This window comes from Solirubrobacter soli DSM 22325 (genome assembly GCF_000423665.1).
In the GTDB taxonomy this organism is placed as follows: domain Bacteria; phylum Actinomycetota; class Thermoleophilia; order Solirubrobacterales; family Solirubrobacteraceae; genus Solirubrobacter; species Solirubrobacter soli.
Genome location: NZ_KE384073.1, coordinates 217,776 through 243,020, shown reverse-complemented (window position 1 = coordinate 243,020; position 25,245 = coordinate 217,776). Strand labels below are relative to the sequence as shown.

Below are 25,245 nucleotides of genomic sequence, written 5' to 3'. Positions count from 1 at the left end.
CAGGACTCCGTGATCGCGTGTGACACCGGCACCGCACCGCCGCCCGGCGGCGGCGGCCAGGGCGTTCCGCCCGGCGGTGGACCGAACGCGACCCAGCGTCCGTCGGTCAAGCCGCAGTCCACCCGCCTGACGGTGCGCGTCCTCGCCAAGACGCTGCGGCTCGGCCGCGACGGAAAGCTCGCCCTGCGCGTCAACGCCTCGTCCGCCGGCAAGCTGACGCTCGCCCTCAAGCGCGGAACCGTCACCTATCTACACACGTCGGTCGCGGTCAAGCGCGGCACCTCGACGCTGCACCTCAAGCTGTCGGCGAGCATGACGCGGAAGCTGCGCAAGCAGGCGAAACAGACGCTGGAGCTCTCGCTCGGAACCTTGCGCGTCAAGGTGGTGGTGAAACGGGCGTAGGTACGACCGGTCGACGAACGCGAGGTACGCGGTGAAGACGGCGAGAGTGAAGAAGCCGACGCGCAGCCCGAGGTCGATCCCGAGGTGCAGCGTCACGCCGGCGAGCAGGGCGAAGGGGCGTGTCCGGCGGGGCCACACGAGCACGACGAGCGCGGCTTCGATCGCCATCGTGCCGTAGGTCGCGGCGGGCACGAGCCAGGGGGCCGCGTCGAGGAGGTCGCCCACCGGGAAGCGCACGAGGTCGGAGACGCGCAACGCGTACTCGGTCGCCGATCCGTCGCGCCATGCGGGCCCGCGCAGCTTCGCCCAGACCGCGGCGAGGTACATCACGCTGACCTGGATCTGGATCAGTCGCAGCGGCCAGGCGGGGATCGAGCGCGGACCCCGCCGCCGGGCGTCGAGCGACAGGCACGCGCCCGCGGGAGCGAGCGCGACGAACAGGCACAGCAGCCGCAGCAGCGAGTCCCCGCTGTTGAAGACGTACGGGTCGGTGCGTTGCAGGGAGACGGCGCCGAGGCACACGATGATCGACGCCACCCGCGTGTGCCAGCCGGCGGTGAGCGCGATCGCTGCCACCAGCATGGCGAGGCAGACCGCTCCGAGCCACGTCGGCGAGGGCGTGGCGCCGAGCAGCGTCCAGACGTGCCACGGGCGGCCGGCCGCGGCGCTGCCGGTGACCCCGCGGGCCGTGAAGAAGTCCGGCAGCTGTGGCAGCAGCGTGAGCGTCCAGAGCGTCATCACCACGCCGAGCGCGATCCGCACGAGGCCGAGCGGAAGCGGGTCCACCGGCGCGAACCAGAAGCGGTCCCAGCGGTGCCAGGCGCGGCGGATCACGAGCGTCTCGGCGCGTACCGGGCTCGGTAGAGCTCGCGTGGGACCCAGTGCTGTGCTCCGCGGTGTCCCGCCGCACGGATGTCAGCGAGACGGCGGACGAGACGCAGCTCGACGGGCCAGGTCCCGGCAGGGCGCCGCTGATGCGCGAGCACGTAGCCGGCGGTCGGGCGCCAGAGGCGCTCGTCGGAGCTGGCGTTCTCGGTCCACTTGCGCCAGCGATAGTCGGAATACGCGCCGAGCCACGGGCCACCCTCCGGAATCCGCCAGGTCGTCGTCGAGCCGTCCGACCAGGTCGTGATCGCTTCCAGGCGCAACGCCGTGCGCGGAGGCTCCGGCGCGAACAGACGCCAGTCCTGATCCAGCGCGGCCAGGTCGACCAACGGCTGCGCGGTGCGAGCCACCGGCGCGACCCCGGGAAGCCCGACGAGCGTCGTCGCGAGAACGGCGACGATGCCGAGGACGAACGCGACGCTCATCAGCGCTTTGCGGAGCCCCGATGCCACACGTCACCCGGTGGTCGTCGACGTGCCCGAGGTCGATCCGCTCCCGCTCGATGTCCGCGTCGTGCCGCGGCCCGTGGTGGTCGTCGGCCCGGTGGTCGTCGGCCCAGTCGTCGTCGGACCGGTGGTCGTCGGACCGGTGGTCGTCGGCCCCGTGGTGGTCGGCCCCGTGGTGGTCGGCCCCGTGGTCGTCGGCCCGGTGGTGCTCGTCGTCTTGTCGGCCGACTTGGTCGGCGTGGGGGTGATCAGGCCGGGGATGTCAGGGCCGCCGCCGACCGTGCTGACGGCGCCCTGCTCACTCGTGATCGTCACCGGTGTCGACGAGGGGAGCGGCTCGTTGGACTCCTTGATCGCGCGCCCGAGCGCGTAGGCGCCACCCACGAACAGCACCGCGCCCACGAGCACGACGACGATCAGCCGGCGTCGCGCCCCGCTCATGTGCCCTCCGGCGACGACGACGTCCCGATGGTCCCAAGGGCGGCGATCTTCTCGGGCAGGCCGGCGCGCAGCCGCTCGACCGCCTCCCGGCCGCTCCGATAGCGCTTGGAATGGCGACCGGACGCGGCGTTGGCGAGCGCGCGCGTCTCGCGCTGCAGACGCGCGACCTGGTCGACGACGGCGTTCACCCGCGCCGCTTCGAACGGCGCCGCATCGATGCCGTCGAACGACTTGGCGGCGGCGCCGTAGACGGCGGCGAGCTTGGTCAGCGCGCGGGCCTGCGAGTCGCCGCTGCGTGCCTGGTCGAGCTCGCGCCCCGCGGCGCGCTCGTCGCGGGTCAGGTCGGCGGTGATCCCGTCGACCTCGTGCGCGAACGCGGCCCGCGGCGGCAACGAGAGGCTGCCGCGGGCGAGCCGGAGACTGCGTGCGATCCCATCGCACGAGCGGGTGACGGCGCCCTCGTCGGCGCTGCGACAGACCACGGTGGCCACGCCGTCGGCCGTCGGGACGGCGTAGACCGTGAAGCCCGTCCCTGAGGCCTCGGCCGGTCCGTAGGCGAACGCCTGGGCGTCGCCGAGCTTCACCCGTCTCGCCGTCGGCCGGCCGAGCGCCTTGTGCGTGGCGGGCCCGATCAAGGTCGCGTCGGCCGAGTCGGTCCACCCGGCGAGGACGGCGTCGCCGCGACCGGCACCGGGCGGGCGCAGCGCGACCGCGTCGCGGAGGGTGAGCCCCGGGGCCGCCTCCCCCGCGCTCGGCTTGCCCGCATGCCAGCCGGCAGGGGTCTTCAGGGTCATCTGGCTTCCCTGGACCGTCGTGTCGACGGGCTCGGCGGCGCGGACGACCTTCGCCGGCGCGGCGGAGTAGGCCAACAGCGCGGCGGCGATCGCGACCACGGCGATCCCGGCCAGGATCACGCCGCCGCCGCGGCGCTCGCGCGGGGTGGCGACGGCCGTCGGCGCGGTGATCGGCCGGCGTGGAGCGATGGTGGGCGCGTCCCGGATCGGCTCCGGCACGGGCTCGGGCTCCAGTTCGACCTCGGGCTCGGGTTCTGACTCGACCGTGGGTTCCGGTTCCGGTTCCGGTTCCGGCTCCGACTCCGGCTCCGGCTCCGGCTCGGTCTCGACCTCCTGACGCACGTCAGGCGTCCGGAGCACGAAGCTCTCGTAGCCGTCGCCCGGGTCCAGCAGCGGCGCCCTCCGGCGCCAGTACGAGCCGAGTTGATCGACGGCGATCTCCTCGAGGCGCTCCCAGGCCACGTCGGCGCTCGCCGGTCGCGCGTCGGGCTCCTTCTCCAGGAGCCACATGATCCACTCGGCCAAGCGGGGATCGGTGCCCTCGGGCAACGGCGGAGGCGGCTCGTTGATGTGGCGCAGGAGGATCGCCATCGGCGCGCCCTCGACCTCGAACGGGCTGCGACCGGCGACCATCTCGTACGTCATGGCGCCGACGGCGTAGAGATCGGTCGCCGGTCGGACGGCCTTCGCGAGCGCCTGCTCGGGTGCCATGTAGTACGGCGTTCCGAGCGCCATCCCGGTGTCGGTGAGGGGCGTCGCCAGCGTCATCTTCGTGTACGCCTTCGCGATGCCGAAGTCGGCGATCTTGACCCCGCCGCGGCTCGTCACGAGGACGTTCTCGGGCTTCATGTCGCGGTGCACGACGCCCTGCGCGCCGGCATGGCCCAGGCCGTTGAGCACGCCCTCGAGGACGCCGAACATCTGCGCCGGCGTCAGCCCGCGCTCGAGGTACGGTCGCAGCGAGCCCCGCGGGACGTACTCCATGGCGATGTACGCCTGCCCGTCGTGCTCGAAGAAGTCGTGCACGGTGACGATGTTCGGATGGCCGAAGCTGCCGGCCGTCTTCGCCTCGCGCAGGAACCGCTCGGCCCAATCGGAGCCCTGCCCGCGCACCTCAAGGCGCTTGAGCGCGATCTCACGGTCCAGCTTCGGCTGGCGGGCGAGGAAGATGACAGCCATGCCACCGCGCCCCAACTCCCGGATGAGCTCATACGGACCGATGCGTTCGGTGAGGTCTGGCACGGCGTCGACCAGCCGATCCTAAGTCGCTGGGAGCAGGCGGTGCGAGAATCTCTTGACAACCGGTGCTCCGAGGTATGTGCTTGCCCAGCGATGCGCGCTCCCCTAGCACTCGGGGTCCTGCTCGTCAGCCTCCTGCTGGGCCTCCCGGCAGCGACCGCACGCGCCGTTGACATCACGGAGTTCTACGGGCACGTCGGCGCCGAGGATGTCGCGCTCGGGCCGGACGGAAACCTTTGGGTGACGTCCGATGTCAGCTCGATCATCGAGCGCGTGACGCCGGACAACAAGGTCACCGGCCGATTCAACCCGTCGCCAGGGGCGCAGGCCTACATGTACGCGATCACGCCTGGACCGGATGGCGCGATGTGGTACAGCGAGGGGATCTACCGAAATCCGTCGCCGACCATCGGACGGATCACGATGAGCGGGACGTTCACGCACTTCCCAGTTTCCGAGCAGCCCAGGGACATCACGACCGGGCCCGACGGCAATCTGTGGTTCACGGAGAACACCCGGAACATGATCGGGCGCATGACGACCTCCGGCACGGTCAGGGAGTTCGCCTCCGGCGCGGCGCCGGGCCGCATCGTCTCCGGGCCTGACGGAAACCTCTGGTACACGTCGAGCGCGGGGGTCGGCCGGATCACACCGTCAGGGAACTCGACGGTGTTCAACACCGCCCCGCCGCCCGGCGACATCACGGTCGGCAAGGACGGCAACCTCTGGTTCACGCAGCCGGAGGTCAACAAGATCGTCCGCATGTCGGTGGCCGGCCTCGAGACCGGCAGCTTCTCCGACGGCGTCAACTCCGAGCGACCGAACGACATCGTCGCGGCAGCGGACGGCAACATCTGGGTCGCGGACAGGAACACCAACCGGGTCAGCCGGATCACGCCGTCCGGGCGGATCAGTTCCTGGGGCGCGGGCGCCGACCCGTTCGGTTACCTGATCGCGCTCGCCCCCGGCCCAAACGGGACCGTGTGGTACGTGAACTTCCACGACTCGATCGGTCGCATTACCCTCGACCGCGGCGACGTGACGACCGGCGACGCGGCCGACGTCGTCACGACGTCGGCCCGGATCGGCGGCTTCGCCAATCCGAACAACTCACCGCTGTCCTTCTGGTTCGAGTACGGACCGACCACCGACTATGGCTCGGTCACGGCCACGCGAAGCCTGCCGGACAGCGCGGCCGCCACCCCCGTGGACGCCACGCTCCAGAACCTCACCCCTGGAGCCACCTACCACTACCGGATCGTCGGATCGGGCCCGCTGGGTGGGACGGTCGGCGAGGACCGCACGTTCATGACGCCGCTCCCACGACCGTTGCCGCCGCCACCCGACGCCGACGGCGACGGGTTCCCGGAGACCGTCGACTGCAACGACCACGACGCCAACGTGCACACCGGCGCCCTCGACCGACCGCAGAACGGGATCGACGAGGACTGCTCCGGAAGCGACGCCGACTTCGGGGTCCTCCCGACGCGGATCACGGCGAACGTCCAGGCGCATCGCCGCCACGACTCGTTCAAGTCGCTCTCACTGTCGTCGCCGCGGGCGGGCTCGAGCGTCCGGCTCTCGTGCCGGAAGGGCTGCCACTACAAGAGCCAGACGGTCAAGGTGACCCGCGACGCCACGACGCTGTCGCTGCTCAAGTCGGTGCGCGGCCTCAAGCTGCGCAAGGGAGCGGTCTTTGAGGTGCGCGTCACCCACCCGGATCTGGTCGGCGTCGTGCGGCGCTGGCAGCTGAAGTCGCTGAGCAACGTCGTGACGTCGGATCTGTGCCAGCGACCGAACGCGAAGCAACCCGGGAAGTGCCCGTTCTGAGCGTCACATGCCCGGCGGGTGGCGCACCTCGAATCGCGCCAGGTACGCCGGGCTCATGAGCTCGCGCGGGATCCAGCCCGCGCCGCCCCCGGGGTTGCTCCGGCTCGTGCCGAAGAAGTGCCCGTCGATCACCATGAAGACGTGCTCGGCGTTGTAGTAGACCGAGACGCGCTTGCCGGGACCCGCCTCGCCCCAGTCGGCGAAACCGCCCGAGACGCGCGGGTCGATGCCGAGCACGCGTGAGACCGCTCCGGAGCAGTCGAGCGGCGTGACCGGGTCGCCGGGGTCCTCCTTGCCGGCGTGACCCCCTCCCCACTCGTAGCGGACGTGCGCGTCGTCGATCTTCTCGGCCTCGGCCTTCAGCGCGGCGACGGTGCCCTCATGCGGGTCGGGGTTCGGCGGGACCTGGTGCTCGCTCTGCTTCTCGGCACCCAGGTAGAGGATCCCGGTCCGTCGGTCTGGCTTCGACGACGCCTCGACGTGGCCAGGGCCGGGGCCGGCGTGGGAGTCGAACTCCTTCGCGTTCGCCAGCACACGGTCCACGTACTCCTGCGTCTCGGCGTACGGCGGAACACCCCCGAACTTCGAGACCGCTCCCGGACCCGCGTTGTAGGCCGCGAGCGCGAGCCGCTTGTCGCCGTCGAACAGGTCCATCATCTCCCGCAGGTACTTCGCTCCGCCGTCGATCGACTGCTCCGGGTCGGTCGGATCGTCGACGCCGAGCCCCTGCGCCGTGCCGGGCATGAGCTGGGCCAGACCGACCGCGCCAGCGCCGCTGCGCGCGTTCGGGTCGAAGTTGGACTCCTGCTTGATCAGGCCTTTGAGCAGCGCCGGGTCGAGCTTGTACTTGGCCGCGGCGCGCTCGATCTCACGCTCGAACGGGACGGCACGATCGGGGGCACTGTGCGGCGCGACGTGCAGCGACATCGTCACCCGCTTGATGGCCTGCGTCTCCGCTCGCTTGACGATCCGCACGTGGTCCGGATCGAGACCCATCGACGACCCGTGCTCGACGTGGTGGCCGAGCGCGAGCCCTTCCGCCGCCATGCTGATGACCACGCCGGAGATGCCGGACGGCGAGAGCCGCTTGTCGAGCGGTTGCAGCGCCTCGACCGGCCCCTCCGGGACTTGGACGTCCTCCAACTCGAAGCGCTTGAGCACGACCTGCGGCGCTCGCTTGAACGCCTTGCGGAGCTCCGGGTCGACCATCAACTCGGTCAGCAGCCGTTCCAGCCGGTCGGCGTCGGGCACTGGCATCGGACTCACCTCTGGCGTCGGTGCTTGAAGCGGACGAGCAACGGCGGGACGTACATCGCCAGCAGCGGCAGCGAGAGCCCGATGGCGGCGGCCACGAACAACGCCGTCGTGCCGGCGTTCCCGAGCACCTGCTCGAAGCGATCGCGATGCCGCTCCAACGAGAGCAGCGCCCACCAGAGCGCCACGAGCGTCCAGCCGCACGTGGCGATGCCGTAGTTGCGCAGCACGCGCGACTGCTCCCCATCCTGGCCGGCGATGCGCCGGGCGATCGCCGCGCGGGCGCGTCGCCGAAGATCCGGCTCGCGCAGCAGGTCGATCGCGATGTGGTAGCCGTCGCGTTCGAGCAGCGGGTTCAGGTTGAAGAACGCGCTGAGATAGCCCGCGATCGCCACCTGGAACGCGACCTCGCCCGCCGTACCGCTGAGCGTCGCGCTGAGGATCGCCGCCAGGCCGGCGAACGCGAGGTCCGAGGCGGGACCGGCGCCGGCGATCGCGATCCGATACGCGCGCCGCTCGAACCAGGCGTCGGACGTGTCGACGAACGCGTACGGCACGACGAGGATGAAACGCAATCCGCCGCGGGACACGGAGCGGCCCGTCGCGGCGAGGACGAGGCCGTGCGCCAGCTCGTGTGCCACGACGAGCGCCAGCCGGCCGAACAGAAGCGCGAGCGCGCCCAAGGACAGCGAGTCGTTGACGAAGAGCGGCGTGCTCGACCCGCTGAACAGCTCGACGGCGAACACCGGCAGGCCGACCACGGCCAGGACGGCGAGGAGCAGGAGCATCGGGCGGGTCAGGACGAGCCAGCCGCCACGGCTGTAGATCCCCGTGATCAGTCCCCCGACCTTGGCGGTCGCGAGCTCGCGCGGGCGCAGCAGGCGAGCGAGCCGTGAGCCGTCACCCGCCGAAGCGGCCTGGCTGTTGACCAGCAGCCCGGCATCGCTCAGGTCCCCGACGAGCGCGGCGAGCCGGTACTCGCCGTACGGGCCGAAGCGCTCGCAGGCCTCCTCACGCAGCTTGGCCAGCGACGTCTCGCCGTCGAGTTGCTCGAACAGCGCGGCGTCCTCCGGGCCGAGCCGGACGTGACCACCGCCGTCGAGGTCCTTGAGCACGAACCGGTTCGGGCCCTCGTCGGCGTCGAGGCGCTTGAGCGCCCACCCCGGGCGCAGGTGCAGCCGCGCCTCCGGTGACACACCGGTCAGCTGACCTGTGTGGGGAATCGCGGGGACCACGCGTGTGCGTCCGCTGAGGAAGTCGGGGCGCCGCCGTTCGACGACGAGCCGCGTGTCGCCGAGCCGGATCCGGGCGCCGTCGGCCAGCGCCTCGGGCGCCGTGACGGCGTGGCCGTTCAGGAACGTCCCGTAAGACGAGGCGGCGTCCTCGATCACGGCGGTGCCATCGCGCACGAAGATCCGCGCGTGCGTGCGTGACACGCTCGGGTCGTCGAGCATGACCGTGTTGTGAAGGCCGCGCCCGATCGTCGCGTTCTCGGTGAGCTTCACCCGTCGGTGATCGGGGAGCAACAGGTCGTACGCCACCGCGTCGGCCCGCATCAGCCGCCCACAGGTGCGGCATGCCGGAGCGTCCGCGGGGATCCAGTGCCGACAGTCCTTGCAGAGCATCGTCACACCGGCGCGGTCGCCGGATCCTCCCCATCGTCGACGACCTTGTCGGCGGCGCCGTTCAACGCCTGCACACGCACCCGCACGATGTCTCCCGGTGGGTGGTCCTTGGTGCACGACCACCGGCTCACCAGGAGGTCCTCCCCGCTCCATGCGACCTCACAGCTCGGCTCCCCGCCGGCCTGGACCTGCTGCTCGTCCCCGGTCGGTGACAGCACCTCGAGGTGGTAGTAACGCTTTCCGGTGTCACGCGCCAGCACGGCGATCCTGCCGTCCGCTGCCACGGCGACGGACAGGAGATCGCCGGTGACGAGCGGGGCGCCGTCGAGCTTGTAGTCGCCCGAGAGGTCGGCCTTGAGGCGGACCAGCTGATCCCACCCGCCGAGGCGGCGCGTGTCCGCCTTGCGGCGCAGGACGTACAGGCTGCTGTCATCACCGAACGCCGGCCGCCCGTACCGCCATTGTGCGTCGGTCGCGCAACGCGGCGTCGTCGCCGGCAGCGGCACCAGGCACAGATGACCGCCGTAGCCCGAGCCGTCGTCGTCGATCGCCGCCAGCAGCTTCCCCGAGGGCGAGAACGCGGGACTCGTGTACGAGCCGTCGCCGCGCGTGAGGCGGCGTCCATCCAGCGCCACGATCGATGCCTTCCCGTGCTGGTCGCGCCGAACGTAGGCGAGCTCGCCGTTCGCGGGGTCCCAGGCGGGATCGGTGCCTTCCGCGTGGGTGTCTTGCAGACCCTTTCCAGGTTGCTGGATGAGCACCCGGCCGTTGCTCACATAGGCGAGCTCGACGGTGTCGGCACTGCTCGGCGGGACCACGGTCACCTTGATCGCCGAACCGTGAGCCGCGAGCGCGTCCTCGGCCGGCTGCTGGCCGGTGATCGTCGCGCCGGGAGGAGCATCGGGCGGCTCCACCTCGCCGAGCAGGAACCCGGCGGCGCGCAACGTGCCGCGCGCCGCGTCGAGGGTCGCGCCGGTGAGGCGCGGGACCGCCGTCTTGCCCGCCCCCTCCTCGACCATGATCGTCACCTGGCCGTGCTCCTTCACGGGCTGGCCGGATGACGGGATCTGACGCAGGACGGTGGCCCGCGGGTGACGTGGGTCGGCGGCCTCGACCACGTCCTCGCGGGGTTGCAGCCCTTTGTCGAAGAGCATGATCTTCGCCGCGCGCGGGGTCAGCCCGGTCACGTCCGGGGTGCGCATCGGGTGATGCGTCGCCAGCCACGCCACGGCCGCGGCGGCGAGCACCGGGGGCACCGCCGCCCACTTGGGCAGATAGGCGCGCTGCTCGACGGTGCCACGCGTGGACACGGTCTCGCGGCTGTTCGCCGCCCGCGCGTCGACCTGGAACTGATGCAGCTCGCCGCTTCCGAGGAACTTGCGCCGGACCCTGGCATCGATCCGTGCCCAGCCGGCGTCGTCCGGATCGACCGGCAGGCGCTCCGGCGCGAGCCGGAACTCCACGCGCCCGGCGTCGTCGCGCGCCGAGAGTTCGACCTCCGCACGGTCGTTGCCCTCGTTGACGACCTTGAGCTCGGTGCGTGCGCGGGAGCGGGTGCGCAGTTTCGGGGTGCGAAGCTCGACCCCGAGGATCGCGTACGGGCCGACCGTGACGATCGCCGCCGCCGATGCGACGCGCCGGCCGTACACGCTGGAGTGCGCGACCACCCGGATCGGCCAGGAGCGGGCTTCGGCTTCAGGTGAGCGGGGGAAATGCACGCTGACCTCGGCCTCGGCCTCGTGACCGTCCCCGCCCGACCGGAACGGGAGCAGATGCAGCATTCCCGGCCGGACCTCGGCCCACGGGGCGGGCACGCCTTCGACCTCGAGCACGACGCCGTCGACGATCGACGAGAGGTTGGTGACACGGGCGACGAGCTTCACCACGCCGCCCGGGTCGGTCTTGATCTCCGGGATCTTGACCGCCTCATACGTCCCGTCCAGCTCCCGCAGGGCGATCGCGATCGCGTGGTCTCGCGCGCGGGCGTCCGCCGGGAGGGTCGTCCGTCCCGCCCGCGGCGGCTCGGGCGACTCATGAAGGGGCGTTCGCCGAAGGTAGGTGCCACATCGGCGGCAGACGTACTCCCCAGCATCCTCCGCGAAGCCACAGGCCGGGCACGCCATACGGGCGCGGGTCATCGTGTGCCGATCGTACGTCCGTCACGCGCGGCAACGCAACCCGGGACGTGGGCGCTTCTTCCCGCCGGCGGGACATTCGCGATGCTTTAGGAATCCTAAACGAAAAAGAAATCCACATGTCTCGGCGGGGAAAGGAGATAGTGCCGGCGGCCCTCGACCGGGGGTGACTTCGAGTAAGGAGAGACGGCCATGGCCGACGCGTCCAACGACGAGCGCCTGGACGAGATCGCCGAGGCAGCGCAAGCGGCGCTGACCCTCGCGGAGGACCCGAAGGCGTTTCTGAACGCCCTCGACGCGTTCCGCGCCGAGGACGCGGAGCGCTTTCAGAGCGAGCTGGCGCGTGCGGGGCTGATCCAGCACTGCCGGTACATCTGCCGCTGGTTCTGTTCCAAGCACTGCGTGTTCATCTGTCGCAAGCTCGCCGGCCCGTTCGAGGGCGAGCCGCAGTTCGACCCGAAGGAGGCGCTCGAGTTCACCCTGGCGATGCGGGTGCTCAGTGCCGATCGCGAGCTCGTCGCGGCGCTGGTCGAAGCCGCCGACGCGGTCGACGCCGACCGCTTCCAGGAGCTGCTCAAGCGCGCGCAGATCGACCCGCGCTACTGGCATCAGCTGTGTCACTGGCTGTGTGGCGTCAAGTGCCGGCGCGTGTGCCGGAAGCTCTGCCCCTTTCGCCCCACCATCACCAAGGTCGGGTTGATCCCGGCCGAACAGATCAGCCCGGCCGGCTACGGTGCTGGGCCGAGTTCGCCCACCGGGCTGACCCCGGGCGACAGTTACAGCCCCGGATCGATGGGCCACCACCCGTTCGGCGGCCTCACCCACATCGAGGGGGACATCTTCGGGGTCGCCAACGCCGAGGCCTACAAGGTCGAGTACGCGGCCAGCCCGGCGGGTCCGTGGACGCCGATGCTCAACCCGGTCGACGACACCGAGTACCCGGCCCACCTCATCCATCGGAGCCCGGTCGGCGATTGGTTCCTGGTCAGCGACATGCGTCAGCAACGGACCGATCTGGCCAACTGGTCGACCCCCGCGCCGGACGGTCTGTATTACCTGAAGCTGACCGTCCGCAACACGTTGGGCGTGGAGTTCGAGAGTGGCCTCGTGCCGGTCCTCGTCGACAACACGCCCCCGAGCCACTTCTCGTTCACCGTCACCCAGGCCGGCGAGCCGCTGCCGTGCTGCGGGGCGAAGGTGACGGAGGATCGCGGCCCGATCAAGATCACCATCACCGGCGAGGACGCGAACTTCGGCGGGCTGTCGATCGCGCTGCGAGGCGGCTGCAATGCCTCCTACCCGGTGTTCTCCAAGACATACAACGGCAACGTCGCGGACACCGGTGCCCCGGGGGCCGGGATCACGATCAACTACGACCCGTGGGCGGCCAAGGTGCCCGCGTGCTGCTACGTCCTCGAGGCCTCCGTCATCGACCGCGCGATCGTCAACAACACGGTGTACGCCGCCCACAGCGTCTCGGTCGTGCGCTCGATCACGATCGCCTAGTCTCCCCGCATCGAGCCGCATCCGACACAGGTGATCGCCGCGATGAGCGGCGCCGCGTGGCGGGTGCGGACCGGGGACGTGGTGCGGATCGTCGACCTCGAAGGCAGCCAGGTGGCGGACGTGTTCCTCGTCGACGCCGGGGACGTCACCGACGGCCTCAGCAACGGGCGCACGTTCGACTACGGCGGGACGCTGTCGCTCGGCGTCGGTTCCGAGCTCTACTCGTCCCGCAGCCGGCGGCTGGCGACGATCGTCCACGACGACGTGGGCGCGCACGACTTCCTGTACGCGCCCTGCAGCCAGGCGATGTTCGAGCGCCAGTACGCCGCGACCGGGCCGCACCCCAACTGCTACGACAACCTGACCGGCGCGCTGGCCCGATTCGGCGTCCCCGCCGCGACGGTGACGATCCCGCTCAACGTCTTCATGTGCACGTCGGTCGGACCCGACGGCCGGCTCACGATCGCTCCCCCGCGCTCCCGCCCCGGCGACGCGCTCGAGCTGCGGGCCGAGCGCGAGCTGCTGGTGGCGGTCTCCGCCTGCTCGGCGAGCGGCGCCAACGGCGGCGGCGCCCGCCCGCTCGGCGTGACCGTCAGGCCGGCGTGAGCCGCAGTGTCGTGGCGCGGGCCTCGGGGGTCGTGATGCCGTCGACGATGCTCGCGTAGCGGCGACCGTATTTGTCGCGGTACGCGGCGTCGACGGCGTCGTAGGACGCGGGATCGGCGGCCTCGACGGTCACGTCGCGCTCGAGGCCGCCGACGCGGACGCGGGCCGCGCCGCCCGCCCGGGCGACGCGGTGCCAGCCCGTGCGGGGGCCGTACGCGGCGCGGACGTAGACGTCATCGCCCTCGCGTACGGCCCAGATGATCGTGAAGCCGCGCAGACCGCCGTCGCGCTTGACGGGAGCGATCGACAGCTCGTCGGCGGCGGTCACCGCGCGCAGCTCGTCCTCGGTCCAGCTCATGCCACACCCACACGGACGAGGGACTTGATGGCGCGGCGTTCGTCCATCGCGGCGTACGCGCCGGCGATGCCGTCGAGGTCGGTGGTGTGGTCCAGGACGCGGCCGGGGTCGATCCGGCCTTCCAGCACGTCGTCGAGCAGCTCCGGGATGTAGGCGCGGGCGGGGGCGGAGCCGCCGCGGACGCCCTTGTTGAAGCGGAACATGTCGCCGAGCGGGAGCTCGACGCCGTGGGGGACGCCGACGTAGCCGACCATCGAGCCGGGGCGGGCGATCGCGATCGCGGTCTCCATCGCCTGGCCGGTGCCGACGCACTCCAGCGTGGCGTCCGCGCCGATGCCGCCGGTGAGCTCGAGAACCGCGGCTGTGGCCGTTTCGCCGCGCTGCGACACGATGTCGGTGGCGCCGAACTCGCGCGCGAGCGCCTGGCGAGCCGGATTCCGGCTGAGCGCGATGATCCGCTCCGCGCCGAGCCGCCGCGCGGCGAGCACGCCCGAGAGCCCGACGGCGCCGTCACCCACGACGGCCACCGTGCCACCCGGGCGGACGTCGGCGCAGACCGCGGCGTGGTGGCCGGTCGACATCACGTCGGACAAGGTCAGCAGCGACGCGAGCATCGCGTCGGAGTGCCCGGAGCCGGGAACGCGCACCAGCGAGCCGTCGGCGAACGGCACGCGGACGGCTTCGCCCTGGCCACCGTCCCCGTTGGACGGGTAGAAGCCGCCGACCTGGCAAGCGGAGTACAAGCCGTGCCGGCAGTGCGGGCACGTGCCGTCGCTGAAGGCGAACGGCGCGATGACGAGCTCGCCGCGACGGACGTCGCGGACATCGGCGCCGACGTCCTCGACGACGCCGATGAACTCGTGGCCGATCGGCCCGGGAGCGAACGGCGAGTCGCCGCGGTAGTACCAGAGGTCCGAGCCGCAGACGCAGGCCAGCACGACGCGGACGATCGCGTCGGTGGGCTCGGCGATCGCGGGATCGGGTCGGTCGCCGACCTCGATCCGTCCGGGCTCGACGAAGAGAGCTGCACGCATGACCGCCACTCAAACACCCCGCGCCACCGGCGAAAAGGGGTCTGTGAGAGGGGTAATGACAGGACACCTATCTGCCGTCGCGATCGGGGTAATGTCGGTCTCGTGGACTCCGCGAACGACATCTCCGAGTTCCTGACGACCCGGCGCGCGAAGATCACGCCCGAGCAGGTGGGGCTGCCGTCCACGAGCGGCCGGCGTGTTCCGGGGCTGCGGCGGGAGGAGCTGGCCGCGCTCGCCGGGGTGAGCATCGACTACTACAAGCGGCTCGAGCGGGGCAACCTCAGCGGCGTGTCGGACGGCGTGCTCGAGGCGCTCGCGCGAGCGCTGCGGCTCGATGACGCCGAGCGAGCGCACCTCTACGACCTGGCACGCGCGGCCGGCCCGGCCGGACCGCGGCGCCGCAAGCCCGCGACCCAGCGGATGCGGCCGGTCGTCCAGCGCATCGTCGACTCGATGACCGCGCCCGCGATCGTCCGCAACAGCCGGGTCGACTACCTGGCCGCCAACCACCTCGGCCGCGCCCTCTACGCGCCGGTCTTCGACAGTCGCGAGCAACCTCCCAACAGCGCCCGGTTCACGTTCCTCGATCCGGCCGCCGCGGACTTCTACCCCGATTGGGAGAAGACGGCCAAGGACCTCGTCGCGCACCTGCGCTCGGAGGCCGGTCGTAATCCGTATGACCGCGGACTCTCCGATCTCGTCGGAGAGCTCTCTACGCGCAGCGACCACTTCCGGAGATGGTGGGCCGCGCACAACGTCCGCTACCACCAGACCGGCGTCAAGCGCCTGCACCACCCGATCGTCGGTGACCTCGAGCTCGCGTACGAGGTGATGGACATCGCCGCCGAGGACGGCCTGAACATCAGCGTCTTCAGCGCCGAGCCCGGGAGTCGCTCCGAGCAGGCCCTGAGCCTGCTCGCCAGCTGGACCGCCGATCCGGATCCGCAGCGCGCCGCGCCGCAGCCCTGAGCGCCCGCTCGCTCTTCAAGCACGAAAGGAACCTGAACGATGGTCCCTGCCACATCCGAGGTGGTTCACCTCAACAACGGCGTCACGATGCCCGCCCTCGGCCTCGGCGTCTTCCAGAGTCCGCCCGAGGAGACGACCGCGGCCGTCGCGGCGGCACTTCGCAGCGGCTACCGGCTCATCGACACGGCCGCGGCCTACGGCAACGAGCGCGAGGTCGGCGACGCCGTGCGCGCCTCCGGTCTCGATCGCGCGGACGTGTTCCTGGAGACCAAGATCTGGATCTCCGACTACGGCTACGACGAGACGCTGCACGGGTTCGAGAAGAGCGCGGCCAAGCTCGGCGTCGAGCAGATCGACCTGCTGATCCTCCACCAGGCGCTGCCGTCGGCGTTCGACCGGACGCTCGAGGCATACCGGGCCCTCGAGACGCTGCTGGGCGACGGCAAGGTCCGCGCGATCGGCGTCAGCAACTTCATGGTCGACCACCTGAGCCGGCTGCTCGCTCACGCCTCGGTCATCCCCGCCGTCAATCAGGTCGAGCAGCACCCCTATTTCGCCCAGCGCGAGGTCGAGGCCTTCGGCGCCCGGCACGGCATCCTCTCGCAGGCCTGGTCCCCCATCGGCGGAATCACGTTCTACCGCGACAGCGGACACACGAGCACCCTCGAAGACCCGGTCATCACCGGCATCGCCCGCGCCCACGGCAAGACCCCCGCGCAGGTGATGCTGCGCTGGGGCCTGCAGCACGGCCGCTCCGTGATCCCGAAGTCCACCAAGCCCGAACGCATCGCCGAGAACATCGACGTCTTCGACTTCGAGCTCTCGAGCGACCAGATGACCGCCATCGACGGTCTCGACACCAACGACCGTGGCGGCCCGGACCCCGAGGCCATCACCCTCGAGACCTTCGGCCGCGACATCCCGGAGGCATGAGCATGAGCATCGACACGTACCGCCCGCTCGGCCGCACCGGGGTCCAGGTCTCGAGCCTCTGCCTCGGCACGATGATGTTCGGGGCGTGGGGCAACACCGACCACGACGACTCGATCCGCATCATCCACGCCGCGCTCGACGCGGGCGTGAACTTCGTCGACACCGCTGACGTGTACTCCGCCGGCGAGTCCGAAGAGATCGTCGGCAAGGCTTTGAAGGGCCGTCGCGACGACGTCGTCCTCGCGACGAAGTTCTTCATGCCGATGGGCGAGGACCCCAACCGGCGCGGCCCGTCACGGCGCTGGATCGTCACCGCGGTCGAGCAGTCGCTGCGCCGCCTGCAGACCGACCACATCGACCTCTACCAGGTCCACCGTCCCGATCCGGCGGTCGACGTCGAGGAGACGCTCGGCGCGTTGACCGACCTCGTCACCCAGGGCAAGGTCCGCTACATCGGCTCCTCGTCGTTCTCCGGCAGCGAGATCGTCGAGGCGCAGTGGGCCGCGCGCGAGCACCGCCTGCAGCGCTTCCGCACCGAGCAGCCGCCCTACTCCCCGCTCGTCCGCGGCATCGAGCTCGACGTCCTCCCCACCGCCCAGCGCCACGGCATGGGCATCCTCACCTACAGCCCGCTCTCCGGCGGCTGGCTGTCGGGGAACTGGACGGCCGACAGCTCCCCCACCTCACCCGCCCGCCGGCGGCTCGCGAACCGCTTCGACATGTCGCTGCCGGCCAACCAGCGCAAGCTCGAGGCCGTCCAGGCGCTCGCGACGGTCGCCGACGACGCCGGGCTGACGCTGATCGAGCTCGCGATCGCGTTCGTGATCAACCACCCGGCGGTCACGTCGGCGATCATCGGGCCGCGCACGATGGAGCAGCTCGAGAGCCAGCTCCCGGCCGCGGATGCGGTCCTCGACGCTGCGACGCTGGACCGGATCGACGAGATCGTGGCCCCGGGCGTGACCATCAACCCCGCCGACAACAGCTACGGCGAGCAGGTGCTGCAGCCGCAGCTGCGCCGGCGCTAGGAAAGGACCGATCTCCGTGCAGATCACCCGCAGCAGCATCGAGACCCGGAAGGGTCCGTCGGACTCGTTCACCGGTGACGTCTACATCGACGCCGTCGCCGCGCCCACCGGCAACTCCACCTACGCCGCCGCGAGCGTCCACTTCGCCCCCGGCGCCCGCACCGCGTGGCACACGCACCCGAACGGCCAGACGCTCTTCGTCACCGAAGGCGTCGGCCGCTGCCAGCGCGAGGGCGGCCCGATCGAGACCATCCGCCCTGGCGACCGCGTCTTCTTCGATGCGGGCGAGAACCACTGGCACGGCGCCGACCCGAACCGCTTCATGGTCCACATCGCCATCCAGCAGGCCGACGACACCGGCAACACGGTCACGTGGGGAGCGCTCGTGACCGACGCGGAGTACGGCGGCGGAAGCTAGGGCGCGGTCGTCGACAACGTGAACGTCAGCGTGCGGCTGTAGGCACCCGTTCGCAGCGCGTCCGCCGCGCCGATGTGCTGCTTGAAGTCGATCGTGACCGGGTCGTTGGACGCCGGGCCCGGCCAGGCGACCTTGGAGAGCGAGACGACCAGCGGCTCGGGCAAGGCGAACGTCCCGTTCAGCAGATGTCCAGGGTCGGAGAACGTCAGCGCCGCGTCGCCCGCGCTCGAGGTCACGGTCGCGCTCGTCGACGCCGTGTAGTCGCGCGTGACCCCCGGCGTGAACGCGCCGAACCCGGCGGGCGCCCCCAGCGTCAGCGAGAGCGTCGCCGGCACGGAGGCGCCGACGTCCGCGTGCACGACGTTCGCCAGCTCGCCGGTGGTGACCGTCGCGGCAACCTCGTCGCTCGTGTTGAAGCCGTCGCTCACGCGCAGCCTCAGCGAGTACGACGCGTGCTCGTCGAGCAGCCGCTGGTCGGCGACCCGCAACTCCCCCGTGCCCGGGGCGATCGAGAAGATCCCGGCGCCGGTTCCGCCCGTGATCGACCAGCTGAACGTGCGCAGGTTGGTGCGGCCGATCTGCGACGCCCAATCGTCGGCCTGGACGACGCCGACGGGCGCATTGACGTCGGTCACCGTGAACGTCTGCGCGGGCTTGATGACCGGGGCGATCCCGTTGACGTAGGCGAAGAGCCACTGCGCCGCCGGCTTCAATGTCCCGTTGGAGAGGAAGATCGGCGCGTTCTGGGCGTTGCGCCAGTGGTTCGGCTGGCGCCAGCCCCACAGCGTGACCCCCTTGACGCTCGGGTGCTCCCAGAAGGTCGGGAACACCTGGCGGTAGTACCGCAGCTGCATCTCGTCGCCGGGCACGCCGTCGACGTCGAACCCGTCGAGGTCGAGCTCGGTGAGCTGGATCGGCACGCCGGTCGCGGCCAGACGGTCGAGGTTGGCCTTGTGCACCGCCATGTCGGTCACGGGCTGGTACGGGTGACCCGGGATCGACGGGACGTTCGGGTTGTTGGGGATGAACTCGAACGCGTGCGCCTGGAGCCCGACCACGTCGATCAGGTTCTCGCGCTTGAGGATGTTGATGATCTTCAGGTATTCGTCGGTCGCCGCCGTCATGCCGGTGATGGCGACGTCGTTGAGCATCAGCTTGGTGTTCGGGAAGTACTGGCGCGCGAGCCGGAACGCGTTGAGGATCCAGTCGTAGCCGGTCCCGTCCGTGCCGTTGGCGCCACCGAGGGCCTGGACGTAGTTGCCGCTCGACGCGAAGTTCGCGCCCGCGTTCTTCGGCACCGAGCCGTCCGGCGGGTCCCACGTGGCCTCATTGACCACCTGGAGCCAGTCGATCGCGGGATAGCGCGCGGCCACCGCCGCGAACCACTTCTTGATCTCGATCAACTGCTCCTCGGGCGGCAGCGTCGCCATCCAGGTCGGCTGCTGGTTGCCCCACAGCAGCACGTGGAAGTTGAAGCCGAAGCCGTTGGTCTTGGCGAAGGTGTACGCCTGGTCGAGCGCGGTCCAGCGCATCGCCGCCGTGCGCGTCGTCCCCGCGGCGCTCCCCCACTTGCCCGCGTTCTCCGGTGTGACCTGGTCGAAGTACTGCGCGAACAGCGGGTTCGTGAAATCGTTGACGCTCCCGAGGAACTTGTCCTCGGCCAGTGCCGGCGCGGCGACCGAGGCCGACATCATCGACACGGCCACCGCCAGCTTCGCCCGATACATCGTCTCCCCCTCGATTAGTATTGAGGAGCGACAAATCTACGGCAACGGGCCTCCTGCCAGCGCAACCACCACGCCGGCCACGCCCGCGCCGAGCAGGACGGAGACGACCCCGCGGCGCGCCGCGAACACGGCCACCAGGGCACCCGCCAGCACCGCGAGCTGCCACGCCTCCTGCAGGGCGAGCGCCAGCGGGATCGCCGCGCCCGCGATCGCCCCGATCGCCGCCGGGCCGGCGCCGTCGAGGAAGCTGCGCACGCCCGCGTTCGCCCGCAGCCGGTCGAACCGCTGGGCGCCGAGCAGGATGAACGAGAACGACGGCGCGAACGCGATCGCCGCGGCCAACAGCCCGCCGCCGACCCCCGCCGCCGCGTAGCCCACGGCGGCGACGGTGTGCACGACCGGCCCGGGCGTCACCTGGCCGAGCGCGACGGCGTTCAGGAACTGGGCGTCGGTCATCCAGTGGTAGGTCTCGACCGCGTCGTGCTGCATCAGCGGGATGATCACGAAGCCCCCGCCGTAGGAGAGCGCGCCGACCTTCAACGCGACCCAGGCCAGCGCGAGGAGCCCGCCCGGCGCACCCACCGAGGCCAGCAGCAGCGGATGCGCCCCGAGCACCCGGCCGGGCCGCCGCAGCGACAGCTCGATCGCGCCGCACGCCAGCAGCACCAGGACGAGGAACGGGCCGACGGTCGCGGCCGAGACCCCGCCCGCCAGCGCGTAGGCGCCCCACCTGACCTGCGACGCGGCGCGCGTCCAGCTCGGGGGCGCAAGGCCCACGGCGGCGTGGACGGCGACCGCGGCCACCGCCGCTCCCGCCCCGGCACCGGCGCCGAGCACCCACTCCGGAGGCGCGTCGGAGAGGAACAGCGCCGACAGCGCGAGGATCGCGATCAACCCCGGCACGATGAAACCGAGCCCGCCGACGAACGCGCCCGCGACGCCCCGCAGCCGCCAGGCGCAGTAGATCGCGAGCTGGGTCGAGGCCGGACCGGGGATCAGGTTGGTCGCGGCGATCGCGTCCTCGAACTCCTGCTCGTCGATCCACTTGCGCCGCTCGACGCACAGCTGCCGCAGCAGCGCGATGTGCGCGGGCGGACCGCCGAAGCCGATGCAGCCGATCCGGCCCCACTCGCGCAGGACCTCGGACAGGCGCGGAACGCTCAAGCGCGCGGTTGGAACAGCTCGACCGGGTTCCCGGCCGGGTCGTCGAGGACGATCTGCCGCCCACCCGGCCCGCTGACGATGCCGCTGCGGAACGTCACGCCCTCCGCCTCGAGCCGAGCGACCTCGGCGGCGATGTCGTCGACCAGCAGGTGGATGCGGTTCCAGCCGCCGGGCTCCGGCACCCGACCGTCGGGCAGCGCGCGGCCCGCCGAGCTCAGCGGCCCGCTGATGAGCAGCCGCAGCCGGCCGCGGACGACGTCGGCGAACGCGGGCAGCGCGCTCATGCGCGGCTCGAAGCCCAGGTGGGTGGTGTAGAACGCGACCGCGGCCTCGACGTCGTCGACGAGGTAGCGGACATGGACGAGCTCCTCAGACATGGATCGCCTCCGATCCGATCGTTGCGAGCAGGAAGCCGATGCGCCGCTCGAGCTCCTCCGCGACCGACTCGAACGCGGCCTCGTCGCCGCCGCTGGGGTCGCGCAGGCTCCAGTGGATCGCCCGCGGGTACTCCGGGCAGACCTCGCGGACGCGGTCGCAGAGGGTGACCACGACGTCGAACCGCCGATCGGCGAACTCGTCGAGGTGCTTCGGCCGCGCGGCGGCGATGTCGAGCCCGCGACGCGCCATCACCGTGACCGCGTGCGGGTGCAGCGGCTTCGGCCGGCTCCCGGCGCTCCAGGCGCGCACGCCGGCGTGCCGGCCCGCGAGTGCCTCGGCCATCTGCGAGCGGGCGCTGTTGCCGGTGCACAGGAACAGGATGTCCGCGGTCACGGCCGAGGGCGCCCCCGCGCCGAGCGCGGGGTGCATCGCGGCGCCGGCCTCGGCCAACAGCTCGCCGCACCGCGCGACGTCGAGCGCGTAGTAGGTGTCGCGCCCGTCGGCGAGGCTGCGGCGGGCGAACACCAGCCCGCCGTCCCGGAGCCGGCGCAGGTGGTACGAGACGAGGCTCTGACGCTCGCCGGCGAGGGCGCACAGCTCCCCCACCCGGCGGTCGCTGTGCCCCAGCTCGCGCAGCAGCGTCCAGCGCACCGGATGGCTCGCGAGACGGAGAAAGGGCGGCGGCGACATCGCCGCACGGAGATTACATCAAGCTGGTTTGATGCGTCTGCACGGCCGCGATCGCCTCGTCCACGGCGACGGGACGGCCGACGTGGTAGCCCTGCACCATGTCGACGCCGAGCTCGCGCAGCAGGTCCTCGGTCTCCTGGTCCTCGACGAACTCCGCCACGGTCCGCTTGTTGAGGCCCGCGGCGGTGTGGACGAGCGACTCGAGGATCACGCGGTCGGCGGGGGTCGTCGTGCACTGGCGGACGAACTCGCCGTCGATCTTGAGCACGTCGAACGGCAGCTGCTTGAGGTAGACGAACGAGCTGAAGCCGGCGCCGAAGTCGTCCAGCGCGAGACGACAGCCCATCTCGGTCAGCGCGACGGCGAACACGCGCGCCTCCTCGAGGCTGCTGACCGCGGTGGTCTCGGTGATCTCGAAGACCAGCGAGCACGGGTCGACACCGGTGCGCTCGAGCTCGTCACGGATCGAGGCCAGCAGCGTCTCCTCACCCAGCGAGCGCCCGGAGAGATTGACGTGGAAGACGAGGTTGCGGTCGCGGTGGCGATCGAGGATCGCGATCGCCGAACGCGCGACCCACAGGTCGATCTCGCCGATCAGGCCGAACTCCTCGGCGACGCCGAGGAAGGCCCCGGGCGGGATCTCGCGGCCGTCGTGGTCGCGCATGCGCAGCAGGAGCTCGTGGTGGACGACCTCGCCCGAGCGCACGCAGCGGATCGGCTGCGCCGCCAGCACGAGCCGGTCCTCGTCGAGCGCGGCGCGGATGCGCTCGACCCACTCGAGCCGGTCACGCGTCGCCGACGGGGCGGTGGCGTGCTCGTCGAAGAACGCGTACCGGTTGCGCCCGGCGGCCTTGGCGTCGTACATCGCGAGGTCGGCGGCGACGAGCGCGTCGTCGGGGCCGCGCATGTCCACCGCCAGCATCGCCACGCCGACGCTGGCCGAGATCCCGTGGGTCCCGTGGTCGGCCAGCGCTTCGAGCAGGCGGCCGGCCGCGGCGCGTGCCTGCTCGGCGTCGGCATGCGGCAGCAGCACGGCGAACTCGTCGCCGCCGAGGCGCGCGACGGCGTCCTCGGAGCGCACGCAGTCGCGCAGCACGCGCGCGGCGCCTTCGAGCACGCGGTCGCCGGCGCGATGGCCGTGGAGGTCGTTGACCGCCTTGAAGTGATCGAGGTCGAGCAGCATGATCGCGCCGCCCGCGGTGTCGCCGGCGAGGTGGCGGGCGACGACGCGCCGGAACCCGCGCCGGTTGAGCAGGTCGGTCAGCGAGTCGTGCTCCGCCTGATGGACGAGCTGGTCCTCGAACTCGCGGCGGTCGCTGATGTCGATCGCCTGGATCAACAGCAAGCCCTCGCCCGCCAGGTACGTCACGTGGCTCTCCGTCCAGCGCACGCCGGCCGCGGTGTGCAGGCGGATGTCGCCGGCGACCGCGTCGCCTGGGCGGGCCGCGGCCTCGATGAACAGCTCGCTGCCGCGCGCCCGGTCCTCGGCGAGGATGACGCTCGGGGCGTGCCCGCCGGCGAGCTCGTCCTCGGGGCGGCCGAGCAGGTCGCTGAAGGCCCGGTTGACGCGGATGATCTCCCCCGCGGGGGTGATCAGCGCCATGCCGATCGGCGCGGAGGCGAACGTGTCGAGGAACCGCCGTTCGGCGCGGTCGCGGTCGCGGCGGCCGGTGTCGAGCAACCGGCGACTGGAGCGCGCCCAGTTGGCGAGGAGCAGCAGGACCATGAGCAGGATGCCGGCGGCCAGCGTGACCGGGCCGAGCCGGAGCCCGCCGCCGGAGGCGGCGCGGCTCTGGACCGACCAGGTGCGGCCGGCGAAGCTGAAGCTGGTCGTCGGCGCGCGTGGGTCGACGGCTCCCCGGTCCAGGACCTCGTCGCCTTCGAGCCGGACGCGCACCCCGGTCCCGGGCGGAACCGCGCGCAGGACCGCCGTGCGGGCATCCTCCATGCTGAACGCCCCGGCGACGACCCCGACGACGTCCTCCATCAGGTGCCGTCCCGGAGGCTTGTAGACCGGGACGTACAGCACGAACCCCGGCCGGCGGCCGGTGGCGAGCCTGATCAGCGCGGTCGAGGCCGGCCGGCCGGTGGCCACCGCGCGCTCGATCGCCGCGCGGCGATCGCCGCTCGTGAAGGCGTTGAAGCCGACCAGGGAGCGAGCGCGGACGCCCCGCGTCCCGTAGCGGAGCGGAAAGACCGGCCCGGGCGTCGTGTCCGCGACCAGGCGGCCGTCCGGAGCCAGCATGGTGATCTTCACGCCGAGCTCGCGCTCGACCGCGGCCCGGTCGGCGGGCATCACCTTGCGCAGCCAGTTGATGCTGCTGGCGCGGCCGAGGCCGACCATCGGGGTCGTGAAGCCCGTGTACTCGCGTTCGCTGACCGACTCGCTGGAGACGAAGAGGCTGCGCACGTCGACGACGCGGCTCTCCAGGCCGGCGGTCAGCACCTCGAGCGCGCCGGCGGCCTGGGCGCGGGCCTCGCTGTCACGGGCCGCGGTCCTCGCGCGGTCGGCGTGGAAGGCGACCAGCGAAACGGCCAGGCTCGCAAGCGCGCCGACGAACACAGCGAGCAGCGGGACGCGGCGGCGGGAGAGCATTCGCGCTTGCATCGGCAGCACCGCGCCGATCTTTGAGCCGAGTTGGCGCGTCCGCGTGCTGACGCTTCCGGCTGACCGCGTGATCTGAGCGAAGGCCCCGCGCCGAGCGGGGCCTTCGTCTCGGGCTAGCCCTCGGCGCGCTTGAAGTGCAGCAGGCCGAGCTCGGTCGGGAACACCGAGTCGTCCGAACCCTCGTTGCGGCCGGCGCTCTCAGCCGCGATCGCCAACGCCTGATCCAGCGTCTTGGCCATCAACTTGTTCAACTTGCGAAACGCCTTCTCGTCCAGCTCCAACGGCGTCCGCGAGAGCACCACGTCCGGATCGTCGAGCTTGCCCGCATCGGCCGCCGTGCCGAGATCGGCGACCAGGTCGGCGATCGTCTCGCCCGCCAGCTCACGCCGCAACCCCGACGGGAGCGTGCGCCACTGCCCCTCATCCAGGTTCGGGCGAGCCGTCGCCTTATAGAAATGCTGCAACGCGCCACGGCGCGGCTCCGTCCGGACAAGCTCGACACAGTCATAGTCGCGCAGCATCCGCACGTGATAGGAGACGACCCCCAGCGGAGCGCCCAGCTCCACCGCGAGGTCCCCGGGACTGGCCACACGCTCACCGAGCCGCTGCAAGATACGCGCGCGCAACGGATGAGCGAGAGCCTTCGCGATGCGTGCCTCCGAGGTTTCCCCCGCAGGACGCTGTCCATTACTGGATGAGGTAGGTGAAATGGTGGGCATGGTCAGGACCCAGACTAATTCACAAACCTAAGGAAATGGAATTGCCGTTTGGTCCG

At 71.4% G+C, this 25,245-nt stretch carries 22 protein-coding genes; 7 read left to right on the top strand and 15 right to left on the bottom strand.

Annotation, left to right across the window (positions count from 1 at the left end):
* Nucleotides 1-249 precede the first annotated feature (249 nt).
* Genes G569_RS66640 through G569_RS60220 form a run of 4 tightly spaced genes read right to left on the bottom strand, consistent with a single transcriptional unit; the run spans nt 250 to nt 4,210 of the window.
* Entirely contained in the window at nt 250-1,236 is a 987-nt protein-coding gene (locus G569_RS66640; RefSeq protein ID WP_028067852.1) for an HTTM domain-containing protein, read from the bottom strand.
* Nucleotides 1,233-1,712 carry a hypothetical protein gene (locus tag G569_RS0142005; protein WP_157592680.1) on the bottom strand — a complete coding sequence of 160 codons (480 nt, stop codon included), beginning with the start codon at nt 1,710-1,712 and terminating at the stop codon, nt 1,233-1,235. The genes G569_RS66640 and G569_RS0142005 overlap by 4 nt, the downstream gene beginning before the upstream one ends.
* Nucleotides 1,713-1,742: 30 nt before the next feature.
* Nucleotides 1,743-2,174, bottom strand: a complete 432-nt coding sequence (locus G569_RS65035; RefSeq protein WP_053227801.1) for a hypothetical protein — start codon at nt 2,172-2,174, stop codon at nt 1,743-1,745.
* Entirely contained in the window at nt 2,171-4,210 is a 2,040-nt protein-coding gene (locus tag G569_RS60220) for a serine/threonine-protein kinase (protein WP_053227800.1), read from the bottom strand. The genes G569_RS65035 and G569_RS60220 overlap by 4 nt, the downstream gene beginning before the upstream one ends.
* Before the next feature lie 90 nt (nt 4,211-4,300).
* On the opposite strand from G569_RS60220, the gene G569_RS60215 reads away from it, so the two are divergent.
* The gene (locus G569_RS60215; protein WP_053227799.1) at nt 4,301-6,037 is read left to right on the top strand and encodes a virginiamycin B lyase family protein; all 1,737 of its coding nucleotides are present in this window, start codon (nt 4,301-4,303) and stop codon (nt 6,035-6,037) included.
* Nucleotides 6,038-6,040: 3 nt separating this feature from the next.
* Here the strand turns inward: G569_RS60215 and G569_RS63510 are convergent, their stop codons facing one another.
* From G569_RS63510 to G569_RS0141975, 3 genes are all read right to left on the bottom strand, one after another.
* Nucleotides 6,041-7,294, bottom strand: coding sequence for a lytic transglycosylase domain-containing protein (locus G569_RS63510; RefSeq protein ID WP_211233235.1), 1,254 nt, complete (start codon nt 7,292-7,294; stop codon nt 6,041-6,043).
* Nucleotides 7,295-7,299: 5 nt separating this feature from the next.
* Nucleotides 7,300-8,847, bottom strand: coding sequence for an FHA domain-containing protein (locus tag G569_RS0141980; protein ID WP_028067850.1), 1,548 nt, complete (start codon nt 8,845-8,847; stop codon nt 7,300-7,302).
* Between the two features lie 71 nt (nt 8,848-8,918).
* Nucleotides 8,919-11,054, bottom strand: a complete 2,136-nt coding sequence (locus G569_RS0141975; protein ID WP_084286310.1) for a PASTA domain-containing protein — start codon at nt 11,052-11,054, stop codon at nt 8,919-8,921.
* A gap of 189 nt (nt 11,055-11,243) precedes the next feature.
* On the opposite strand from G569_RS0141975, the gene G569_RS0141970 reads away from it, so the two are divergent.
* Both G569_RS0141970 and G569_RS0141965 read left to right on the top strand, forming a co-directional pair.
* Nucleotides 11,244-12,557 carry a hypothetical protein gene (locus G569_RS0141970; RefSeq protein WP_028067848.1) on the top strand — a complete coding sequence of 438 codons (1,314 nt, stop codon included), beginning with the start codon at nt 11,244-11,246 and terminating at the stop codon, nt 12,555-12,557.
* A gap of 42 nt (nt 12,558-12,599) precedes the next feature.
* Nucleotides 12,600-13,163 carry a DUF1989 domain-containing protein gene (locus G569_RS0141965; RefSeq protein WP_037503236.1) on the top strand — a complete coding sequence of 188 codons (564 nt, stop codon included), beginning with the start codon at nt 12,600-12,602 and terminating at the stop codon, nt 13,161-13,163.
* Here G569_RS0141965 and G569_RS0141960 read toward each other — a convergent pair.
* Nucleotides 13,150-13,521 carry a DUF2255 family protein gene (locus G569_RS0141960; protein ID WP_028067846.1) on the bottom strand — a complete coding sequence of 124 codons (372 nt, stop codon included), beginning with the start codon at nt 13,519-13,521 and terminating at the stop codon, nt 13,150-13,152. The genes G569_RS0141965 and G569_RS0141960 overlap by 14 nt on opposite strands.
* Nucleotides 13,518-14,555 carry a zinc-dependent alcohol dehydrogenase family protein gene (locus G569_RS0141955; protein ID WP_028067845.1) on the bottom strand — a complete coding sequence of 346 codons (1,038 nt, stop codon included), beginning with the start codon at nt 14,553-14,555 and terminating at the stop codon, nt 13,518-13,520. The genes G569_RS0141960 and G569_RS0141955 overlap by 4 nt, the downstream gene beginning before the upstream one ends.
* A 102-nt stretch (nt 14,556-14,657) precedes the next feature.
* On the opposite strand from G569_RS0141955, the gene G569_RS0141950 reads away from it, so the two are divergent.
* The 4 genes from G569_RS0141950 to G569_RS0141935 are packed head-to-tail and all read left to right on the top strand — an operon-like array spanning nt 14,658 to nt 17,903.
* Nucleotides 14,658-15,524 carry a helix-turn-helix transcriptional regulator gene (locus G569_RS0141950; RefSeq protein ID WP_028067844.1) on the top strand — a complete coding sequence of 289 codons (867 nt, stop codon included), beginning with the start codon at nt 14,658-14,660 and terminating at the stop codon, nt 15,522-15,524.
* A 39-nt stretch (nt 15,525-15,563) separates the two neighbouring features.
* Complete coding sequence (locus tag G569_RS0141945) at nt 15,564-16,457, top strand: aldo/keto reductase (RefSeq protein ID WP_037503030.1); 894 nt, start codon at nt 15,564-15,566, stop codon at nt 16,455-16,457.
* 2 nt (nt 16,458-16,459) lie between these two features.
* Nucleotides 16,460-17,485 (top strand): aldo/keto reductase, encoded by a 1,026-nt coding sequence (locus G569_RS0141940; protein WP_037503027.1) that lies wholly within the window; start codon nt 16,460-16,462, stop codon nt 17,483-17,485.
* Nucleotides 17,486-17,501: 16 nt separating this feature from the next.
* Nucleotides 17,502-17,903 carry a (R)-mandelonitrile lyase gene (locus G569_RS0141935; protein WP_028067841.1) on the top strand — a complete coding sequence of 134 codons (402 nt, stop codon included), beginning with the start codon at nt 17,502-17,504 and terminating at the stop codon, nt 17,901-17,903.
* On the opposite strand, the gene G569_RS66705 is transcribed toward G569_RS0141935, so the two are convergent.
* The 6 genes from G569_RS66705 to G569_RS0141905 form a co-directional block, all read right to left on the bottom strand.
* Nucleotides 17,900-19,630, bottom strand: coding sequence for an endo-1,4-beta-xylanase (locus G569_RS66705; protein WP_064750579.1), 1,731 nt, complete (start codon nt 19,628-19,630; stop codon nt 17,900-17,902). The two genes, G569_RS0141935 and G569_RS66705, sit on opposite strands and share 4 nt — an antisense overlap.
* 36 nt (nt 19,631-19,666) lie before the next feature.
* A complete protein-coding gene (gene chrA / locus G569_RS0141925; RefSeq protein WP_028067840.1) occupies nt 19,667-20,794 on the bottom strand; it encodes a chromate efflux transporter in 1,128 nt (375 codons plus the stop codon).
* Complete coding sequence (locus tag G569_RS0141920) at nt 20,791-21,171, bottom strand: VOC family protein (RefSeq protein ID WP_028067839.1); 381 nt, start codon at nt 21,169-21,171, stop codon at nt 20,791-20,793. The genes chrA and G569_RS0141920 overlap by 4 nt, the downstream gene beginning before the upstream one ends.
* On the bottom strand, nt 21,164-21,862 hold the full coding sequence (locus G569_RS0141915; protein ID WP_028067838.1) for an arsenate reductase/protein-tyrosine-phosphatase family protein: 699 nt from the start codon (nt 21,860-21,862) through the stop codon (nt 21,164-21,166). The genes G569_RS0141920 and G569_RS0141915 overlap by 8 nt, the downstream gene beginning before the upstream one ends.
* 13 nt (nt 21,863-21,875) lie before the next feature.
* The gene (locus G569_RS60205; protein WP_245602774.1) at nt 21,876-24,470 is read right to left on the bottom strand and encodes a bifunctional diguanylate cyclase/phosphodiesterase; all 2,595 of its coding nucleotides are present in this window, start codon (nt 24,468-24,470) and stop codon (nt 21,876-21,878) included.
* Nucleotides 24,471-24,583: 113 nt separating this feature from the next.
* Nucleotides 24,584-25,189, bottom strand: coding sequence for an ArsR/SmtB family transcription factor (locus G569_RS0141905; protein ID WP_084286308.1), 606 nt, complete (start codon nt 25,187-25,189; stop codon nt 24,584-24,586).
* Between the last annotated feature and the right edge of the window lie 56 nt (nt 25,190-25,245).

What these genes read in the sequence shown, in the direction of transcription:
- G569_RS0142005 (WP_157592680.1), bottom strand. Translation starts at nt 1,712, where the DNA reads ATGAGCGTCGCGTTCGTCCTCGGCATCGTCGCCGTTCTCGCGACGACG.
- G569_RS65035 (WP_053227801.1), bottom strand. Translation starts at nt 2,174, where the DNA reads ATGAGCGGGGCGCGACGCCGGCTGATCGTCGTCGTGCTCGTGGGCGCG.
- G569_RS60215 (WP_053227799.1), top strand. Translation starts at nt 4,301, where the DNA reads ATGCGCGCTCCCCTAGCACTCGGGGTCCTGCTCGTCAGCCTCCTGCTG.
- G569_RS63510 (WP_211233235.1), bottom strand. Translation starts at nt 7,294, where the DNA reads ATGCCAGTGCCCGACGCCGACCGGCTGGAACGGCTGCTGACCGAGTTG.
- G569_RS0141980 (WP_028067850.1), bottom strand. Translation starts at nt 8,847, where the DNA reads ATGCGGGCCGACGCGGTGGCGTACGACCTGTTGCTCCCCGATCACCGA.
- G569_RS0141975 (WP_084286310.1), bottom strand. Translation starts at nt 11,054, where the DNA reads ATGACCCGCGCCCGTATGGCGTGCCCGGCCTGTGGCTTCGCGGAGGAT.
- G569_RS0141970 (WP_028067848.1), top strand. Translation starts at nt 11,244, where the DNA reads ATGGCCGACGCGTCCAACGACGAGCGCCTGGACGAGATCGCCGAGGCA.
- G569_RS0141965 (WP_037503236.1), top strand. Translation starts at nt 12,600, where the DNA reads ATGAGCGGCGCCGCGTGGCGGGTGCGGACCGGGGACGTGGTGCGGATC.
- G569_RS0141960 (WP_028067846.1), bottom strand. Translation starts at nt 13,521, where the DNA reads ATGAGCTGGACCGAGGACGAGCTGCGCGCGGTGACCGCCGCCGACGAG.
- G569_RS0141955 (WP_028067845.1), bottom strand. Translation starts at nt 14,555, where the DNA reads ATGCGTGCAGCTCTCTTCGTCGAGCCCGGACGGATCGAGGTCGGCGAC.
- G569_RS0141945 (WP_037503030.1), top strand. Translation starts at nt 15,564, where the DNA reads ATGGTCCCTGCCACATCCGAGGTGGTTCACCTCAACAACGGCGTCACG.
- G569_RS0141940 (WP_037503027.1), top strand. Translation starts at nt 16,460, where the DNA reads ATGAGCATCGACACGTACCGCCCGCTCGGCCGCACCGGGGTCCAGGTC.
- G569_RS66705 (WP_064750579.1), bottom strand. Translation starts at nt 19,630, where the DNA reads ATGTATCGGGCGAAGCTGGCGGTGGCCGTGTCGATGATGTCGGCCTCG.
- G569_RS0141920 (WP_028067839.1), bottom strand. Translation starts at nt 21,171, where the DNA reads ATGTCTGAGGAGCTCGTCCATGTCCGCTACCTCGTCGACGACGTCGAG.
- G569_RS0141915 (WP_028067838.1), bottom strand. Translation starts at nt 21,862, where the DNA reads ATGTCGCCGCCGCCCTTTCTCCGTCTCGCGAGCCATCCGGTGCGCTGG.
- G569_RS60205 (WP_245602774.1), bottom strand. Translation starts at nt 24,470, where the DNA reads ATGCAAGCGCGAATGCTCTCCCGCCGCCGCGTCCCGCTGCTCGCTGTG.
- G569_RS0141905 (WP_084286308.1), bottom strand. Translation starts at nt 25,189, where the DNA reads ATGCCCACCATTTCACCTACCTCATCCAGTAATGGACAGCGTCCTGCG.